The sequence below is a fragment of the Micromonospora sp. NPDC048947 genome (genome assembly GCF_040649495.1).
GTDB classification, from domain to species: Bacteria; Actinomycetota; Actinomycetes; order Mycobacteriales; family Micromonosporaceae; genus Micromonospora; species Micromonospora alfalfae.
On record NZ_JBEZFO010000022.1, the window covers coordinates 98475 to 115677 of the forward strand.

Annotated in this window: 15 protein-coding genes; 6 read left to right on the plus strand and 9 right to left on the minus strand. The window is 72.1% G+C overall.

Features of this window, described 5'->3' with window-relative positions; genetic code table 11:
• The first annotated feature begins 388 nt into the window (after positions 1-388).
• Positions 389-1015, plus strand: a complete 627-nt coding sequence (locus AB0B98_RS27375; protein ID WP_357366355.1) for a DedA family protein — start codon at positions 389-391, stop codon at positions 1013-1015.
• A 188-nt stretch (positions 1016-1203) separates the two neighbouring features.
• On the plus strand, positions 1204-1854 hold the full coding sequence (locus AB0B98_RS27380) for a DUF998 domain-containing protein (RefSeq protein ID WP_357366357.1): 651 nt from the start codon (positions 1204-1206) through the stop codon (positions 1852-1854).
• A gap of 40 nt (positions 1855-1894) precedes the next feature.
• Here AB0B98_RS27380 and AB0B98_RS27385 read toward each other — a convergent pair whose 3' ends face one another.
• The gene (locus tag AB0B98_RS27385; protein WP_112588199.1) at positions 1895-3298 is read right to left on the minus strand and encodes an NAD(P)H-quinone dehydrogenase; all 1404 of its coding nucleotides are present in this window, start codon (positions 3296-3298) and stop codon (positions 1895-1897) included.
• Positions 3299-3404: 106 nt separating this feature from the next.
• Here AB0B98_RS27385 and AB0B98_RS27390 point away from each other — a divergent pair, with 106 nt between their 5' ends.
• The gene (locus AB0B98_RS27390; RefSeq protein ID WP_112588201.1) at positions 3405-3860 is read left to right on the plus strand and encodes a gamma-glutamylcyclotransferase; all 456 of its coding nucleotides are present in this window, start codon (positions 3405-3407) and stop codon (positions 3858-3860) included.
• A gap of 75 nt (positions 3861-3935) precedes the next feature.
• Here AB0B98_RS27390 and AB0B98_RS27395 read toward each other — a convergent pair whose 3' ends face one another.
• From AB0B98_RS27395 to AB0B98_RS27410, 4 genes are all read right to left on the minus strand, one after another.
• Positions 3936-4895 carry a GNAT family N-acetyltransferase gene (locus AB0B98_RS27395; RefSeq protein ID WP_357366359.1) on the minus strand — a complete coding sequence of 320 codons (960 nt, stop codon included), beginning with the start codon at positions 4893-4895 and terminating at the stop codon, positions 3936-3938.
• Between the two features lie 61 nt (positions 4896-4956).
• Positions 4957-5691: a hypothetical protein gene (locus AB0B98_RS27400; RefSeq protein ID WP_238671117.1), complete on the minus strand. Its 735-nt coding sequence runs from the start codon at positions 5689-5691 to the stop codon at positions 4957-4959.
• A 103-nt stretch (positions 5692-5794) separates the two neighbouring features.
• Positions 5795-6769 carry a hypothetical protein gene (locus tag AB0B98_RS27405; protein WP_357366361.1) on the minus strand — a complete coding sequence of 325 codons (975 nt, stop codon included), beginning with the start codon at positions 6767-6769 and terminating at the stop codon, positions 5795-5797.
• A 4-nt stretch (positions 6770-6773) separates the two neighbouring features.
• Positions 6774-7406: an MBL fold metallo-hydrolase gene (locus AB0B98_RS27410; protein WP_238671119.1), complete on the minus strand. Its 633-nt coding sequence runs from the start codon at positions 7404-7406 to the stop codon at positions 6774-6776.
• Positions 7407-7499: 93 nt separating this feature from the next.
• Between AB0B98_RS27410 and AB0B98_RS27415 the strand changes: the two genes are divergently transcribed.
• Positions 7500-8459, plus strand: a complete 960-nt coding sequence (locus AB0B98_RS27415) for a DUF4349 domain-containing protein (RefSeq protein ID WP_357366364.1) — start codon at positions 7500-7502, stop codon at positions 8457-8459.
• On the opposite strand, the gene AB0B98_RS27420 is transcribed toward AB0B98_RS27415, so the two are convergent.
• Entirely contained in the window at positions 8416-9675 is a 1260-nt protein-coding gene (locus AB0B98_RS27420) for an amidohydrolase (protein WP_238671121.1), read from the minus strand. The genes AB0B98_RS27415 and AB0B98_RS27420 overlap by 44 nt on opposite strands.
• Positions 9676-10131: 456 nt before the next feature.
• On the minus strand, positions 10132-11715 hold the full coding sequence (locus AB0B98_RS27425) for a methylmalonyl-CoA mutase family protein (protein WP_238671122.1): 1584 nt from the start codon (positions 11713-11715) through the stop codon (positions 10132-10134).
• 206 nt (positions 11716-11921) lie between these two features.
• Here AB0B98_RS27425 and AB0B98_RS27430 point away from each other — a divergent pair, with 206 nt between their 5' ends.
• Positions 11922-13988, plus strand: a complete 2067-nt coding sequence (locus AB0B98_RS27430; RefSeq protein ID WP_238671123.1) for a serine/threonine-protein kinase — start codon at positions 11922-11924, stop codon at positions 13986-13988.
• A gap of 48 nt (positions 13989-14036) precedes the next feature.
• Complete coding sequence (locus AB0B98_RS27435; RefSeq protein WP_357366366.1) at positions 14037-15758, plus strand: phospho-sugar mutase; 1722 nt, start codon at positions 14037-14039, stop codon at positions 15756-15758.
• 13 nt (positions 15759-15771) lie between these two features.
• On the opposite strand, the gene AB0B98_RS27440 is transcribed toward AB0B98_RS27435, so the two are convergent.
• Entirely contained in the window at positions 15772-16449 is a 678-nt protein-coding gene (locus tag AB0B98_RS27440) for a GPP34 family phosphoprotein (protein ID WP_238671125.1), read from the minus strand.
• A 72-nt stretch (positions 16450-16521) separates the two neighbouring features.
• The gene (gene upp / locus AB0B98_RS27445) at positions 16522-17154 is read right to left on the minus strand and encodes a uracil phosphoribosyltransferase (protein WP_091394488.1); all 633 of its coding nucleotides are present in this window, start codon (positions 17152-17154) and stop codon (positions 16522-16524) included.
• Between the last annotated feature and the right edge of the window lie 49 nt (positions 17155-17203).

A 17203-nucleotide genomic window follows, 5' to 3' on the forward strand; every position in this document is an offset into this window, starting at 1 on the left:
GGACACCCGGCGTCGTGGTCATCACTACCGCGCTGCGCATACGGCGACAGTACCCGCGCGACGTTCGGGGATGCACCCGGATTTGCGGCGGAGGGGTGGGCCGCCGGCGCGGGACCCGCCGGCGGCCCTGGCGGCCGAATCGTCAGGAACGGGGGACCCGACGGGCATGGCCGCGCCGACAACGGTACGCCGACGAACGCCGTTCTGCCGCCCGCCTCGAACGGGTGGAGCAGCCTCCGGGCCCGTCACCCGGCAGCGATCGGCCTCGTTGTAGCTGGGTGGCCCAGTCGTGTCGACGGTCACGACGGGCCGGGGCCGTCCACCGTGACGCCGGACACGACGTCAGGCTCAAGACACCCAATCGGCCGCATCCGGCGAGGTGGCAGGCGTGCCCGAACTTCTGACTGACGTCGCGTCGCCGACGTGGGCGTACCTGGTGCTGCTCGCGCTGCTGGTGGCGGACGCCTTCGTGCCGGTGATCCCCACCCAGATCGTCATGATCACCAGTGGTGCGCTCACCGTCTACGGCGGGCTCAGCCTGCCGGTCACCATCGCCGTCGGCGCGCTCGGCGTATTCGTCGGCGACCTGGCCTGTTACCTGCTCGGGCGCAGCGCACCGGATCGGCGGCAGCCCCGGCACGCGGAGCTGAGCCGCGCCCGCCGGGTGGCCAGCCGGGTCACCCAGGGTCTGCGACAACCCGGGCCGCTGGTCATCCTGCTCTGCCGGTTCGTGCCCGGCGGCCGGATGGCGGCCTGTTTCTCGGCCGGGCGCAGCCGCTACCCGTACCGCCTGTTCGTGCTCTACGAGGCCGTCGCCGCGCTGGGCTGGGCCACCTACGGCGCGCTGGTCGGGCACCTGGGCGGCACCGCACTGACCGAGTCGGCCTGGCGGCTGGCCATCATCGCCACCGCCGCGGCGGCCGGCTTCGCTGCGGCGGGATGGGCGATGACAGTGGTCAGCGCCCGCCACGCCCGCGCCGCCGCCGCGGTCGCAGTCAAGGTCCCCCTAGACTGACCCGGCCGCGCCCCAGCCTCCGCGATCTTGCACTTACTGTCCCGACAATCGCGGCATGCCACGCATTCGGACGACCGAAAGTGCAAGATCGCGGCGGGTTGGCGGCAGTCCTCTAGGGGTGGTCCCGGGGAACTTTTTCGGTGGCTGTCCCGGATTCGGGTGGGGTGTCAGCGGCGACAGGCTGAGGCATGCCTGTTCCCCGGAGTACCGGCCTGCTGGCCCTGGGCGGGATCGCCCTGGCGGCGCTGCTCACCGTGATCGGCCACCTCGAAGTCAACGACGACCTCAACCCGTGGGCGTTGACGATCAGCGACTTCGCGGTCTCCGACCGCGGCGGCGTCATCGACATCGCCATGGTGGTGCTCGCGCTCGCCACAGTGGCGTTGCTGTACGGACTGCGCCGCGCCAGCCCACCCCGACCCCGCTCCGGTCGAACTGCCGAGCTGCTGCTCGGCGCATGGGTGGGTGGGCTGCTGCTGGCCGCAGTGGTGCCGACGAACGAGCCGGGCACCGCCATGACCACCGCCGCCTACCTGCACCGGTACGCGTCGGTGATCGCCTTCCTGGCGTTGCCCGCTGCCGGTTGGCTGCTCGCCCGCCGACCCGACCTGACGCCCGCAGCCCGGACGCTACGCGCCCTGGTCCTGCTGAGCCTGGCCCTGGCGGCGGCGATGATCTGGTCCGCCTACCCCGGCGACCGGATGCTCATCGGCCTGGCCGAGCGCCTCCTGATCCTCACCGAGGTCGCGGTCCTGGCCACTGTAGCGACGACCCTGACCCGACCCGCACGGGTCGATCATGGAGTTGTGGTGCCTCACAAAAGGGGTGTGGCGGCGTGAAACGGCCACCACAAGTCCATGATCGACGAGGAGGGTCGGGTCACTCCAACTCGTGCAGCATGAGCTGGCGGGCCGCCTCGGTGATGGAGCCGGAAAGGCTCGGGTAGATGGTGATGGTCTGGGCCAGCTCGTTGACCGTGAGGTTGTTCTCCACCGCCATGGTGATGGGCAGGATCAGCTCACTGGCCTTCGGAGCGACAACCACACCGCCGATCACCTGACCGCTGGCGGGACGGCAGAACAGCTTCACGAAACCGTCGGAGAGGTCGTCCATCTTGGCCCGGGCGTTGCCGGAGAGCGGGAGCATCACCTGCCGGGCCGGCACCTTGCCCGCGTCCACCTCGTCCTGCGAGACACCCACAGTGGCCAGCTCCGGGTCGGTGAAGACGTTCGCCGCGACGGTACGCAGCCGTAGCGGGCGGACCGCCTCACCGAGCGCGTGCCACATGGCGATCCGGCCCTGCATCGCGGCGACGCTGGCCAGCAACAGCACTCCCGTGCAGTCGCCGGCGGCGTAGATGCCAGGCACGTTGGTCCGGGAAGCCCTGTCGACAGTCAGGTAACCGCCCCGGCCCAGCTCCACCCCGTACTCGGTCAGACCCAGGTTCGCGGTGTTCGGGATCGACCCGACGGTGATCAACGCGTGTGAGCCGGTCACCTTGCGGCCGTCGGACAGCTCGACCTCGACACCGTCGGCGGTACGCCGGACCGCGTCGGCCCGGGAGTTGTTGAGGATCTCCATGCCGCGGTTGCGGAACACCCGCTCGATGGCGGAGGCGGCGTCGGCGTCCTCGTGCGGCATCACCCGGTCCCGGCTGGAGACCAGGGTCACCTCGACCCCCATCGCCAGGTACGCGCTGGCGAACTCCGCACCGGTCACGCCGGACCCGACCACGATCAGGTGCTCGGGCAGCTCCGGCAGGTCGTACACCTGTCGCCAGGTCAGGATGCGCTCACCGTCCGGTACGGCGGTGGGCAGTTGGCGGGGCGTCGAGCCGGTGGCCACCAGCACTGTTGACGCGTCGATCGAGTACTCCTCGCCGCCATCGGCGGGGGTGACGACCACCCGGTGGGTGTGCCCGAGGGAGTCCTCGCCGAGCCGGGCGGTGCCGGCCACGAAGGTGACCCCCGCCTTCAGCAGCTTGGCGTGGATGTCCGCGGACTGCGCCAGGGCCAGCCGCTTGACCCGCCCGTGCACCGCCCGCGCGTCGACGGTCACCGCCTCCAGGCCGTCCGAGTGCACCCCGAACTCCTCGGTGTCGCGGTAGCCGGTGACCACCCCCGAGCTGGCGATGAAGGTCTTCGACGGTACGCAGTCCGACAGCACACAGGCACCGCCGGCACCGTCGGCCTCCACCACTGTGACATCGGCGTCCAGCTGGGCGGCGACCAGTGCCGCCTCGTACCCGGCCGGCCCCCCGCCGATGATCACGATCCGGCTCACAGCGTTAGCCCTTCGTCCATGCTCACAGTGACTTTCTTCTCCCGAGCGCATTCGACACGCACTGTCGTATTCTCCCCCACCCGTCGGCCGGGCTATCGTCATCGCCGTGCGTCATCACGCCGCCTACGGCTCAAATCTCGACCCTGCCCGGATGCGTGCCTACTGTCCGCATTCGCCGATGGTGGGCACCGGCTGGCTGGAGGGCTGGCGGCTGACCTTCGCCGGGGCCGACGTGATCGGCTGGGAGGGCGCGGTGAGCACCCTCGTCGAGTCTCCCGGTGACCGGGTCTTCGTGGCGCTCTACGACATCCACCCCTACGACGCGGGCCAACTCGACGAGATCGAGGGGGTGACCGCCGGCACATACCGCAAGCTGCACGTGCGGGTCTCCACCCTCGACGGCGACGTGACCGCGTGGATCTACGTCTTCAACGGGTACGAGGGTGGCCTGCCGACCTCGTGGTACCTGTCGGAGATCGCGAACGCCGCCGAGAAGGCGGGCGCCCCGGACGACTACGTCACCGAGTTGCGGGCCCGCCCCACCGGCACCGCCTCGGCGTAGCAGCGCGTATCGCACGCCTCCAGTCTGCTCCCGCTGTCGACCGCGGCGCCGTCCGGGCCGGACCGGGGTCGTCAATCACACACCGGCCGCCGGAACGGAAAGCTCGTACATGTCGGTCCAGTGGGTTTCCCGCAGGCCCACCGACCGGTAGAGCGACAGCGGGGCGGTCGGGTTGGTGAGGTCGACGCCCAGGCCGACCGACCGCCGCCCCTTCTCGGCGTAGCGGGCGAAGGCGCGGCGCAGCAACGCCGCACCCACTCCCCTACGCCGGTACGCGGACAGCACCGACAGACTCTTCACCCAGCCCGACTGCTGGTCGAGTGCCTGGTCCGAGGACTGCAACGCGCCGACCGGCACCCCGTCCACCTCGGCGACGAACCACTCGTCCCAGGCGGTCAGGTCGCCGATCCGGGCCCGCCACCGCTCGTACGACAGCGGCTCGTGGTCCGGGGTGTCGCCGAAGGCGGCCTCGTAGATCCGGTGGAACTGCGCCAGGTCGGTCTCGTCGTCCGGGCGGACCTGGCGCACCGTCACGGCCGGTGGCCCGGCCGGCTCGTCGGGTAGGTCGATCAACGGCCGGCTCATCCGGACGTACCGCTTGACCAGGGCGAACCCCAGCCCGCGCAGGGCGTGTTCCCAGTCGCGTTCCGGAGCGAAGACGGCGCAGCGGACGGTGAGTGACGGCAGACCCCGCTCGGCAGCGCGCTCGGCGACCCGGTCCAGCTGGCGGAGCAGCAACGGCACGCGGACGGCGGCGGCCCGTACCGGGTCGACGTAGACCTCCACGAACTCCCTGCCCACCCCGGTCGGGTTGTCCAGCGTCGCCCAGCCGACAACTGTGTCGTCCGGGTCGATGGCCAGCCAGGAGTCCCGGGTCGGGTCGAAGTGGGGGCCGTTCAGCGACGCCGCGACGTCCTCGGCGTCGAAATCGGGATGGCCGATGGCGAAGGTGTCGGCGGCGTGCACCACCGCGAGGATCGCCGGCACGTCGTCGAGGGTGGGTCGGCGCGTCGTCCAACCAGCGGGAAGGGTCACGGCAGGACATCCTGGCAGCCTCTCGGCTCCGACGCCGCCCATTTTTCGGCCGCCGGCAGGCTCAGCCGAGGTCGGCCCGGGTGCGGTGCAGCAACTCCACCAACTCCGCGCCGTCGGCGGGCCCGAGGACAGTGAACGCCGGCGCGGCCAGCCGGTTGGTCACCGCCTCCGCCCAGAGCCGGCGGCGCACCAACGGCCCGATCGGCGGGTACGGCGGCGGCCAGCCACAGGCCACCGCCCCGGCCTCGCCCTCCGGACCGGCCAGCACCGCCTCCAGCGGGGTCATCCCGGCGGCGCGTACCGCCAGCAGGTAGGCGCCGGTGAAGTGTTCCCGGAGCAGCCGCAGCCCGGCGGCGCTGCGAGCCCCGGGCGAGAGATCCGGGAGCGGCATGGCCCGCCACGCGGCGAAGAGCGGCATCCCACTGGCCTCCGCCGCCACAACGGCCCGCTCGACGAGCGCCGACAGGCGCTCGGTGCCGGGCAGGGGGCCGAGCTGCTGCTCCCCCCACCGGCAGCACTCGGCGAGGCTCGCGGCGGCCACCTCGAACGGCGCGACGACCCGGGCGGCGGCGTCCCAACCGTCGGCGACCGCGTCCGGGGCGATGAACCCGAGGGCGGCGGCGGCCGTCTCGGCCCGCACACCGCCGAGCGCGCCGGCCCGGCCGCTGATGTAGAAGGCCCAGCCGGAGATGCCGAGCAGTCGGGCCCGGCGCAACGTGGTCGGGTCCCGACTGAAGGCGTCGCCGAGGTCGAGCACGACGGGCTTACTGGCGGCCGCGACCTGCTCCGGAGTCACCGCGCCGCTCCGCTCGGGCAACCCGACCCGGCGACCACGACCACGCCCCGACCCGGGGCCACTCGCCGTGTACCGCCCGCACACTCGTCGTCGTCCATCGATGTCAGTCTGCCGCGCCGCCGCCCTCGTCCGCATTCCCCTCTTCGGCCGCCAGTGCCTCGACCGCCGCCTCGACCTCACCGGCGCGTCGCCGGGCCACAGTGACCGCCCGCTCGGCGGCACGCCGGGCGAGCTTGGCCCGGCTGAGGTCCTGCTCAGCGACCGCGCGCCGCCGTTCCAGCTCGGCCAGCTCGGCCTCAAGACGATCGAGTACGGCCACACCGTCGCGTTCCTGCCCGGTCGCCTCGGTCAGCTCGGTCTCGGTCCGCTCCTGCTCGGCCTGGGCCTTCGCCAACTCCCGGTCCAGGGCACGGCGCTGCCGGGCCCGCTCGGCTCGGGCCGCCCGCTGTGCTGCCTGCTCGGCACGCTCGGCAGCCCGGTCCGTACGGGGTGCCGCCTCGGGACGGCCCCGTTGGGGGCCGGGTCGGCGGGCCGGGCGCTCCTCCTCGCGCTCCTCGTCATCGTCGGTGACCAGCCGCAGTTGGGGCCGGGGCACCTCACCGAAGCCGGCGTAGCTGGCCGCCCGCAGCAGCCGGCCGGCCCGCACCTGCTCGGCGACCTCGACGTCGGAAAACGCCGCGTTCAGCGTCGCCTCCACCTCGGCCAGGGGCAGCCGGCTCGCCGGTGGCGCGTCCGGCTCGGCTGCGGCGAGCTTGCGAACCTCGGCGACGAGCGCGCCGACCGCCGCCCGGCGCTGCGCGGACAGCTCCCGCAGGCGGGGCCCCCGCAACTCCCGCTGGGCGACTCGCAGGGCGTCGGCGAGCTGCACCAGATCGGCTACCAGTTCCGGGCGTCGGATGGCGAGGAGGTTCACCAACCAGGCGGCCACCGTCGGGCGACGCAGCCGGGCCAGTTGCCTTGCGGTGGTCGGGTCGCCGGCCCGGCGGGCCTCGGCCACGGCGGCGTCCCGGGCGGCCACGAACCGGTCCGGTGGGGTGCGGTAGAGCTGCTGCACCAGCTCCGCGGAGAGGCCGGGCATCGGGTCAGACGTCCACCCGGCTACCGGGCTCCAGTCGCTGGTATTCGGTGCCGGACAGCGCTGTGTACTGCCGGTCGAGCACGCCCAGCCCGTTGTCGTTGAGCGACGCGTCGTGCACTGCGTACGCACGCCGCGGTGCTACCGCGCGGATGAAGTCGACCACCTCGGAGAACTTCGACCAGGGGGCGTGGATCGGCGCGAAGAGCGTGTCGACCGGTGTCTCGTCGGGCACCACGAGCGAGTCTCCCGGGTGGTAGACCACGTCGTTGATCAGGTAACCGAGGTTGTCGATCACCGGGATGTCGGGGTGGATCACGGCGTGCCGCCCCCCGTACGCGCGCACCGCGACCCCGGCTGCGGTGAACGACTCACCGACGCTGACCGGGCGCAGCACGTCGGCCGCGTCACCGAGGGTCCCGCCGAGTGAGGCGGGGCCGTAGATCGGGAACGGCTGTCGGTCGAGTTGGAGACGCACCGCTGCCAGATCGAGGTGGTCGGGGTGTTCGTGGGTGATCAGCACCGCGTCCGCACCGTCCAGCGCCGCCGAGGCGTCGCCGAACACCCCGGGGTCGACGACGAGCACTCCCCCGTCGTGTTCCACCCGAAGGCAGGAGTGGGCGTACTTGGTGAGCCGCATCGTGACTCCTCGATTATCGAATCGTGACGTCCTCAGCGCAGTCTGCCGGAACCAGCCGGTGTGCGCGTCGCGTCCGAGCTATCGCCACACCGGTTGACGACGATGGGAGCGGGGATGGACGGACAGGTGGGACGACGCCGCGGTGCGCTGCTGGCGGCTACGACACTGGCGGCGGCCCTGGCGCTGACAGGCTGCGGTGCCGGCGACGGGGCGCAGGACAGCGCCGGCTCGGCGGCCGAGGCGCCACCGGCCAACGGCGGCGAGGCGGGCCGGGACGCCGCAGCTGGCGCGCCGGAGGGGGCCGGCGCCGGCGCACCGGACCTACGGGTCGACCAGCGGGCGATCATCTACACCGGAAGGATGCGGGTGCAGGTGGACGATGTGGACTCTGCCGCCCGCGAGGCCACCGCCGTAGCCATCCAGGCCGGCGGCTTCGTCGGCGGCGACCAGCGGCGCAGCGCCGACGCTGACGCCGTAGCGGAGTTGGAGTTGCGGGTGCCGGCGGCGAAGTTCACCGGCGTGGTGGAGGAGATCGCGAAGCTCGGTGAGCAGCAGAGCCGGCAGATCGACACTCAGGACGTCACCGAGGAAAGCGTCGACCTGGAGGCCCGGATCACCAGTCAGCGGGCCCGGGTGGAGAGCGCCCGCCGGTTGCTGTCCCGGGCCACCTCGATCACCGACCTGGTGTCGCTGGAGAACGAGCTGGGTCGCCGGGAGGCCGACCTGGCCTCGCTGGAGGCCAAGAAGCGACGCCTGGCCGACCTGACCGCCCTCTCCACGATCACCGTGTCGCTGGCGGGGCCGGCGGCGAAGGACACCGAGGAAGAGGCCGAGACCGGCTTCCTGGTCGGGCTCAGGGGCGGCTGGAAGGCGTTCGTCGTCTCGATGACCGTCCTGCTCACAGTGCTGGGCGCGTTGCTGCCCTGGCTGGTGGCGATCGGCGTACCGCTGGTGGCGCTGCTGGTCGTGCTGCGCCGACGGCGCAAGTCCCCGGCTCCGGTCGCGCCGGTCAGCGCGCCGCCGCCAGTGCCCGCAACGCGGTCTGCACCATGACGCGGACGCCGACCGCGATGGACCGCTCGTCCACGTCGAAGCTCGCCCGGTGCAGGTCGACGTTGGGGCCGGAGCGACCCACGCCGAGCCGGGCGAGGGCTCCGGGGACGTACTCCAGGTACCAGGAGAAGTCCTCGCCGCCCATGCTCTGCGGTGTCTCGGCGATCCCGTCCGGGCCGAGGGCTGCGGCGGTGGCGGCGGTCAGCACCTGGATGGCGTGGGCGTCGTTGCACACCGGCGGCCGGCCGCGCAGGTATTCCAGGTCGACGGTGGCGCCGGTCGGCGCGATCACGTCCCGCACCACCTGAGCGACGATCTTGGGCGCCTGCTCCCAGGTGTCGCGGTCCATCACCCGGAGGGTGCCGGAGGCGCTCGCCTCGGACGGGATGACGTTGTAGCGGGTGCCGGCCGAGGCGTGGCCGAAGACCAGCAGCAGGCCGCTGTTGGCCGGCACCCGGCGACTGACCAGGGCCGGCACCTCGGTGATCAGCCGACCGAGGGCGTCGACCATGTCGACGGTCAGGTGCGGGCGGGCGGTGTGACCGCCCGGGCCGGAGAGTCGGACGGTCACGTTGTCGGCGGCCGCGGTGATCGGGCCGACCCGCAGGCCGACCTGACCCACCGGCAGGTTCGGGTCGCAGTGCAGCGCGAAGATCTGCACCACGTCGTCCAGGCCGCCGGCCTCGATGACCTCCAGCGAACCGCAGGGCAGGATCTCCTCGGCCGGCTGGAAGATGAGCCGGACCCGACCGTCCAGCTCACCGAGGTCGGCGAGCTGGGCCAGCAGCATGCCGACGCCGAGCAGGACCGAGGTGTGCACGTCGTGGCCGCAGGCGTGGCAGACGCCCTCCACCGTCGACCGGTACGGCACGTCCTTGGGGTCGTCCAACGGCAGGGCGTCGATGTCGGCGCGCAGCGCCACGACCGGGCCGTCCGGCCTGCCGTTGACGTCGCAGATCACGCCGTTGCCCTTGGGCAGCAGACGCGGGGTCAGCCCGGCCAGCGACAGCTCCCGGGCGATCAGCGCGGCCGTCTCGAACTCGTTGCCGGACAGCTCCGGGTGCGAGTGGATGTGACGGCGCGTAGCGATCAGCCCCGGTACCCGGAGCGCGAGAAGGTGGTCCAGCTCGCGGGGCAGGGGCTGGGATCCCGGTGCCGTCTCCGGCCAGGACGACGCCAGCTGGCCGCTTGTGGGCAGCGTCAACGCACTCGTCACGTCGAATTCTCGATCACTAGGAATGGATGGATCATCGGGGACAGCAGACAGCCTAGACCTCCGACGGTGACGCTGCGCAACCTCGTTACGGTAATGATCGGACCGCGCAGAGTCACGTATGCCCTGCTGGGGGCGCTCGTCCAGGTGAGGGACAGCAGGTAGATCACGGTCAAACGCCGTCATCAGCCCCTCACCTCCTACAACGCGTAACCGATCGCGGCGGTCACGAATCCCGGCGCCAGTCGGAGACCCGTTGCCAAATTGTCGCATTAGTCGGGGTGATGAACTGACACTCCGACAATTAGCCGACCACACACCGCAACGAGCCGGATAAGGACGCTCACACGCACCCATCCACCGTGGGCGCACACTGTGTGCGTCCCGGCTCAACCGACCGGATACCCGCTGAGAGCGCCGGACACACCGCGCCCCGAGGCCGCAGTGGCGGCCGGACGCTCAGAATCGGTCGGTGGGCCGGTACAACCCCCACACCTCACGCAACGTCCCGCAGACCTCACCCACCGTCGCCCGGGCCCGCAGCGCCTCCTTCATCGGGTACAACACGTTCTCCGTGCCCTCGGCGGCGGCCCGAAGATCGGCGAGCGCCCGAGTGACAGCGTCGGCGTCCCGCTCGGAACGCAACCGGGCCAACCGGTCGGCCTGGGCCGCCTCGATCGTCGGGTCGACCCGCAGCGGCTCGTACGGCTCCTCCTCGTCCACGGTGAACCGGTTGAGCCCGACCACCACCCGTTCCCCCGAGTCGATCTCCTGGGCGATCCGGTACGCGGACTGCTCGATCTCCCGCTTCTGGAACCCGGCCTCGATCGCGTCCACCGCCGAGCCGTGGTCGGCCACCCGCTCCATCAACTCGACGGCGGCGGCCTCGATCTCGGCGGTCATCGCCTCCACCACGTACGACCCGGCGAACGGGTCGACGGTGGCGGTCAGGTCCGTCTCGTAGGCCAGCACCTGCTGGGTACGCAGCGCGAGGCGGGCCGCCTTCTCGGTGGGCAGCGCGATCGCCTCGTCGAAGCTGTTGGTGTGCAGCGACTGGGTGCCACCGAGCACGGCACCCAGACCCTGCACCGCCACCCGAACCAGGTTCACCTCCGGCTGCTGGGCGGTGAGCTGCACGCCAGCGGTCTGGGTGTGGAACCGCAGCATCATCGACTTCGGATCCTTGGCGCCGAAGTCGTCCCGCATCAGCCGAGCCCAGATCCGCCGGGCGGCGCGGAACTTCGCCACCTCCTCCAGCAGCGTGGTGCGGGCCACGAAGAAGAACGACAGCCGGGGCGCGAAGTCGTCGACGGCGAGCCCGGCGGCCAGTGCCGCCCGTACGTACTCCACCCCGTTGGCCAGCGTGAACGCGATCTCCTGCGCTGGCGTCGCGCCGGCCTCCGCCATGTGGTAGCCGGAGATGGAGATGGTGTTCCACTTCGGCACCTCGCTGCGGCAGTACGCGAACGTGTCGGCCACCAGGCGCAGCGACGGCTTCGGCGGGAAGATGTACGTCCCCCGGGCGATGTACTCCTTGAGGATGTCGTTCTGGATGGTGCCGTTGAGCGCCGTGCCCGGCACCCCGTTCTCCTCGGCGACGAGTTGGTAGAGCAGCAGCAGCACCGAACCGGGCGCGTTGATGGTCATCGAGGTGGACACCTTGTCCAGTGGGATGTCGGCGAAGAGCAGCCGCATGTCCTCGATGGAGTCGATCGCGACACCGACCTTGCCGACCTCGCCGTGCGCGATCGGCTCGTCGGAGTCGTAGCCCATCTGGGTCGGCAGGTCGAACGCGACCGAGAGGCCCATCGTGCCGGCCCGCAACAACTGGTGGTACCGCGCGTTGGACTCGGTGGCGGTGCCGAAGCCGGCGTACTGGCGCATGGTCCACGGGCGGGAGGTGTACATGGTGGGGTAGACACCCCGGGTGTACGGAAACTCGCCCGGGCTGCCGAGCCGGGAGTCCAGTTCCTCCGGAAGGTCGGCCTCCGTGTAGACGCCGTTGATCGGGAAACCGGACTCACTTGACCGCCGTTGGTTCATCCCCGGATGGTAGGACGCCTGGCCACGTCGTCGGGTGAGGGATACCGCACAGTGCGTCCCGACCTGTCGACACCAGGTGAACGACAGGGCACGTTCTGTCGACTTCGATAAACGTCCGCCGCGTCGGCTTTCGCATCGGGCGTCGGAACCAGCAAGATAGGGGGGTTGTGTCCCAGCCCCCCTCGATTTCCCCCGGTGGCTTTTCTGTGACTCAGATCCCGACGTGGAGCGGCGGACCAGTCAGTCCCGCCAACGGACGAGCGGCGCCCGGCACCACCATCGGTGGCCGGTACTCGCTGCGGTCCTCGGTGGGCAACGGCGGCATGGGCACGGTGTGGCGCGCCACAGACACCCTGCTGCGCCGTGACGTGGCGGTGAAGGAGGTCGTCCTGCCCCCGGGGCTGGCCCCCAGCGACCGCGACGCGATGTACGAACGCACCCTGCGCGAGGCCCGCGCCGCCGCCGCCATCCAGCACCCCGCTGTGGTGCAGGTGTACGACGTGGTCACCGAGGCCGGCCGACCGTGGATCGTGATGGAGCTGCTGGACGCCCGCAGCCTCGCCGACATGGTGATCGAGGACGGGCCGGTCGCGCCCCGCGCCGTCGCCAAGATCGGCATCGCGCTGCTGGGTGCGTTGGAGGTAGCGCACGCGATCGGCGTGCTGCACCGCGACGTCAAGCCCGCGAACGTGCTGATCTGCACCGACGGGCGCTGCGTGCTGACCGACTTCGGGGTCGCCCGGATGCCCACCGACGTGCAGCTCACCACCCCCGGCATGGTGCTCGGCTCGCCGCACTTCATCTCCCCCGAGCGGGCCATGGGCCAGGAGTTCGGCCCGCCCAGTGACCTCTTCTCGCTGGGTGTGACGCTCTACACCGCTGTCGAGGGGCGGCCCCCGTTCGACAAGGGCGACCCGATCGAGACCATGCACGCAGTGGTGGAGGACCCGCCCGCCCCGCCGCAGCGCAGCGGCCCGCTGACCCGGGTGCTGATGGGTCTGCTCGAGAAGGACCCGGCGCGCCGCCTCGACGTGCACACCTCCCGGGCGATGCTGCGCGAGCTGCTCGCCGGCCCGCTGGGCAGCACGGCGACGGCTGTGCACTCGGTCACCGACCCGTACGCCGTGGTGCCGGTGCAGCAGCGCCCCATCCCCGTCCTCCCGCCGGCCCAGCCGGAGCCGAAGCCGGACAGCCAGATCGGCGGTCCGGCGATGCTGGCCCCGGGTGAGTCCCTGACCGACCGGCTGGCCTCGCTGCGCCGGGGCGAGCGCCCGCAGGCAGCTCGCGCGGCCGGCACCACCGGTGGGCTCGACGAGACCAGCGCCGACGCCCTGGCCGGTCCGCTGCACACGCCGACCGGCGCGATGCCGACTCCCGGCCGACCGGCGGCCGGGCGCACCTACGGTGGCAACGCGGACGCCACCCAGCGGGTGGACGCCGGCGGGCACCCCGACGCCACCCAGCGGGTCAGCTACGGCAGCCCGGCCGATGCCACCCAGCAGGTCGGGTACGGCGGCGCAGCACCGGAGGCCACCCAGCGCGTCGGCGGCACCTACGGCGGTGGCAACCAGTGGTCGGTGCCGGGCACCGGCCAGCCCTGGGCCACCACGCCCGCCGCCTCGGGCGGCAGCGCGCTGGACAAGGTCCGGGCCACCGGTGGTCAGCTCGTCACCACCGTCAAGGGCTGGCCGCGCAAGGTGCAGCTCGCCGCGGCCGGCGGGTTGGTCGTCGTGCTGCTGATCACCGCCGTGGCGCTCTCCGGCGGCGACGACGCCCCGCCGAGCACCCCGGCCGCGCAACCCACCACGTCCGCTCCGGCGGCTCCCACCGTCGAGATGCAGGAGCACACGGCCCGCGGGATCCAGGTCATGGTGCCGAAGGGCTGGAAGAAGGCCACCGGCGGCTCGTACACCGACTACATCGACCCGGCGGACAGCGGCCGCAAGGTTCGCATCATCACCGAGAAGTGGACCAGCAGCTCCACCCGGTGGGCCGAGACGGCCGAGAACGGCCTCAAGACCCGGAGCACCTCCTGCGTCAAGCCGTACAACCAGATCGCCTCCACCGAGACCGAACTGGCCAGCAAGCCGGCAGCGGAATTCGAGTACACCTGCGGTGAGGGTGACGCGATGCGACACGGCGTCTGGCGGGGTGTGGCGCAGGACGGCAAGGCGTACTCGTTCTATCTCACCGCCACCGACGCCAAGTTCGCGGAGAGCAAGCCGATCTTCGACGAGATGGCACGGACGTTCCAGCTCACCGGGAACGGCTGAGCCGGAGGGAACCCACAGGGGTGATCCGTCGCCGTGCTATCAAGGGGCATGGCGGCGGACACCACTGACATCGACGACATTCGTGAGCAAGCCCGGCGTTGGCTGGCCGACGACCCCGACCCGGCCAGCCGGGACGAGCTGACGGCGGTGCTCGACGGGCTTCCGGCGAGCGCCCCGGAGCTGGCCGACCGGTTCGCCGGCCCGTTGACCTTCGGCACGGCGGGCCTACGCGGCCCGCTGCGAGCCGGCCCGAACGGCATGAACCTCGCAGTGGTCACCCAGGCCGCTGCCGGCCTGGTCACCTGGCTCGCGGCCCAGGGCGGCACCGGCCCGCTGGTGATCGGGTACGACGCCCGGCACGGCTCCCGGCAGTTCGCCGAACGCACCGCCCAGGTGGCCACCGGCGCTGGCCGTCCGGCACTGCTGCTGCCCCGCCCGCTGCCCACCCCGGTGCTGGCGTATGCCGTACGGCACCTCGGCGGTGTCGCCGGCGTGATGGTCACGGCCAGCCACAACCCGCCGCAGGACAACGGCTACAAGGTCTACCTCGGCGCGGAGCTGGGCGGCGAGCTGGGATCCGGCGCGCAGATCGTGCCACCCGCCGACGCCGGTATCGAGGCCGCCATCCGATCGGTCGGGCCGCTGGCCCAGGTGCCGTTGGGCGAACCCGGTCAGGTGCTCGGCGACGACCTGGTCGCCTCGTACGTCGAACAGGCCACCGCGGTGATCGACCCGGACGGCCCACGGGACCTGACGGTGGCGTACACCCCGCTGCACGGGGTGGGCGCGGCGGTGCTCACCGCCGCCTTCGCCAGCGCGGGCTTTCCGACCCCGGGGGTGGTGCCCGACCAGGCCGAGCCGGACCCGGCGTTCCCCACCGTGTCGTTCCCCAACCCGGAGGAGCCGGGTGCTGTGGACCGGCTGATCGCCCTGGCCGACTCCACCGGCGCGGACATCGCCATCGCCAACGACCCGGACGCCGACCGGTGCGCTGTGGTCGTCCGGGAGGGCGCGCCAGCGAGCGCGAGGAGTGAGCTTGCGAGCCCCGCAGTCGGGAGCGAAGAACGGCCCGGCTGGCGGATGCTGCGGGGCGACGAGGTGGGCGTCCTGCTCGCCGATCACCTGATGCGCCGGGGGGTGACCGGGCTCTACGCCACCACGATCGTGTCGTCGTCACTGCTGCGGGCGATGTGCGCGGCCCGGGGCCTGCCCTACGACGAGACGCTGACCGGATTCAAGTGGATCGTGCGGGCCGGCGGCGGAAGCGCGCCGCTGGTCTTCGGCTACGAGGAGGCGCTCGGCTACTGCGTCGCCCCGGAGCACGTCCGGGACAAGGACGGGATCACCGCCGCGCTGACGGTGGCCGAGTTGGCCGCCGGCCTGAAGACGCAGGGTCGTACGCTGACCGACCGGTTGGACGAGTTGGCCGCCGAGTTCGGCGTGCACCACACCGACCAGCTCTCCGCCCGGGTGGACGACCTGCGGGTCATCGCCGACGCGATGGCCCGGATCCGGGCGGCCACCCCGACCACCCTGCTCGGGCAGCCGGTGGACAGCGCCCGGGACCTGCTGCCCGAGTCGGACGTGGTGATCCTGCGGACCGCTGTGGCCCGGGTGGTGATCCGCCCGTCCGGGACCGAGCCGAAGCTCAAGGCGTACCTCGAGGTGGTGGAACCGGTCGTGGACGGCGACGTGCGGACGGCCCGCAGCCGGGCGGCGCAGGCGGTCGCCGCCCTGCGCGGCGAGATCGCCGCAGCTCTGGGGCTCTGACCGGCGGGCCGGGTCAGCGGCGCGGGCCGAGGGCCTGGTCGACGGCCCTGGCCAGGGCGGCGACGACCAGGCCGACCGACGGGCGGACCACCGAGTCGTCGGTGCTCACCTCGCCGGAGAACCCGGCGCCGGTGGCGATCTCCGTCAGCCGGCGGCGGGCGTCGGCGGCGGCCTCGCCGCTCACCCCGAGCGCGGACTCCATACGGAGCACCACCACCAGGGTGGCCAGCGCGGCGGTCCGCTCGTCCGGGGCTGCCGCGCCGGTCAGCGCCTCGGCCAGCCGCTGTCGGGTCTCCGCCTCGACGGAGGTGTCCACGACCGGGTAACGGTGCACGTGGATGAAGCCCAGCTCGGTCTCGTCGACGTCCCGGACGACGCCCTGCCGACACAGGTCGGCGAGGATCCGGTCGCGCAGGCCGTGCCGCAGACGCTGCACCCAGGACGCCGGGGTGTGCGGGGTGTCGGCGGCGATCCGGCTGAGGACATCGTCGCTGAACGGCTCGCCGATCGGCGTCGGGTCGATCACCGCCAGGGACCCGTCGGCGTACGCGATCCGGCCGGCCAGAGCCAGCTCGACCAGCACCGCGGCGGCCATGCCCAGGTCCAGGCTGATTCGTGGCATGGTCGCCTTGCCGGTCGTGTCGTCGTAGGCGAGGAGCAGCAACTCCTCGGCGAGCGCAACACCAGTCATGGCCGGAGACGGTAGCGGGTCCGCGCACCGCGCGCACGGACCCGCCGGACCCGGCACCGACCGGGTATCAGCTCAGAAGCGGGGCATGCCACCGAACTGGCGGTCGCCGGCGTCGCCGAGGCCGGGAACGATGAACATACTGTCGTTGAGCCCCTCGTCGATCGAGGCCGTGACCAGGCGCAACGGCAGGCCGGAGCGCTCCAGCCGCTCGATGCCGACAGGGGCGGCGAGCACACAGAGCACCGTGATGTCGGTGCAGCCCCGGTCGGCTAGCAGCCGACAGGAGTGCTCCAGCGAACCACCGGTGGCCAGCATCGGATCGAGCACCAGCACCGGCAGCCCGGCCAGATCGCGGGGCAGCGACTCCATGTACGCGCGGGGCTCGTAGGTCACCTCGTCGCGGGCCAGGCCCACGAAACCCATCGACGACTCGGGCAGCAGGCCCAGCGCGGCGTCCGCCATGCCCAGTCCGGCGCGTAGCACCGGGACCAGCAGCGGCGGGTTGGCCAGCCGGGTGCCCTCGGTGCCGGTGACCGGCGTCTGCACCGGGTACCGCTCGACGGGGAAGGTGCGCGCCGCCTCGTACACCAGCATGGTGGTCAGTTCGTGCAGCGCCGCCCGGAACGTCGAGGAATCGGTGCGCGCGTCCCGCATGGCAGTCAACCTGGACTGGGCCAGCGGGTGGTCAATGACGTGTACGTCCACGATCGCTCAACCTACCGGTCCGTACCGTGGCGCGGTGCGGGTGCGGTCG

Bases quoted from the DNA above. Each gene is read 5' to 3' on its own strand.
- AB0B98_RS27380 (WP_357366357.1), top strand. From the start codon at position 1,204: ATGCCTGTTCCCCGGAGTACCGGCCTGCTGGCCCTGGGCGGGATCGCC.
- AB0B98_RS27405 (WP_357366361.1), bottom strand. From the start codon at position 6,769: ATGCCCGGCCTCTCCGCGGAGCTGGTGCAGCAGCTCTACCGCACCCCA.
- AB0B98_RS27410 (WP_238671119.1), bottom strand. From the start codon at position 7,406: ATGCGGCTCACCAAGTACGCCCACTCCTGCCTTCGGGTGGAACACGAC.
- AB0B98_RS27425 (WP_238671122.1), bottom strand. From the start codon at position 11,715: ATGAACCAACGGCGGTCAAGTGAGTCCGGTTTCCCGATCAACGGCGTC.
- AB0B98_RS27435 (WP_357366366.1), top strand. From the start codon at position 14,037: ATGGCGGCGGACACCACTGACATCGACGACATTCGTGAGCAAGCCCGG.
- AB0B98_RS27440 (WP_238671125.1), bottom strand. From the start codon at position 16,449: ATGACTGGTGTTGCGCTCGCCGAGGAGTTGCTGCTCCTCGCCTACGAC.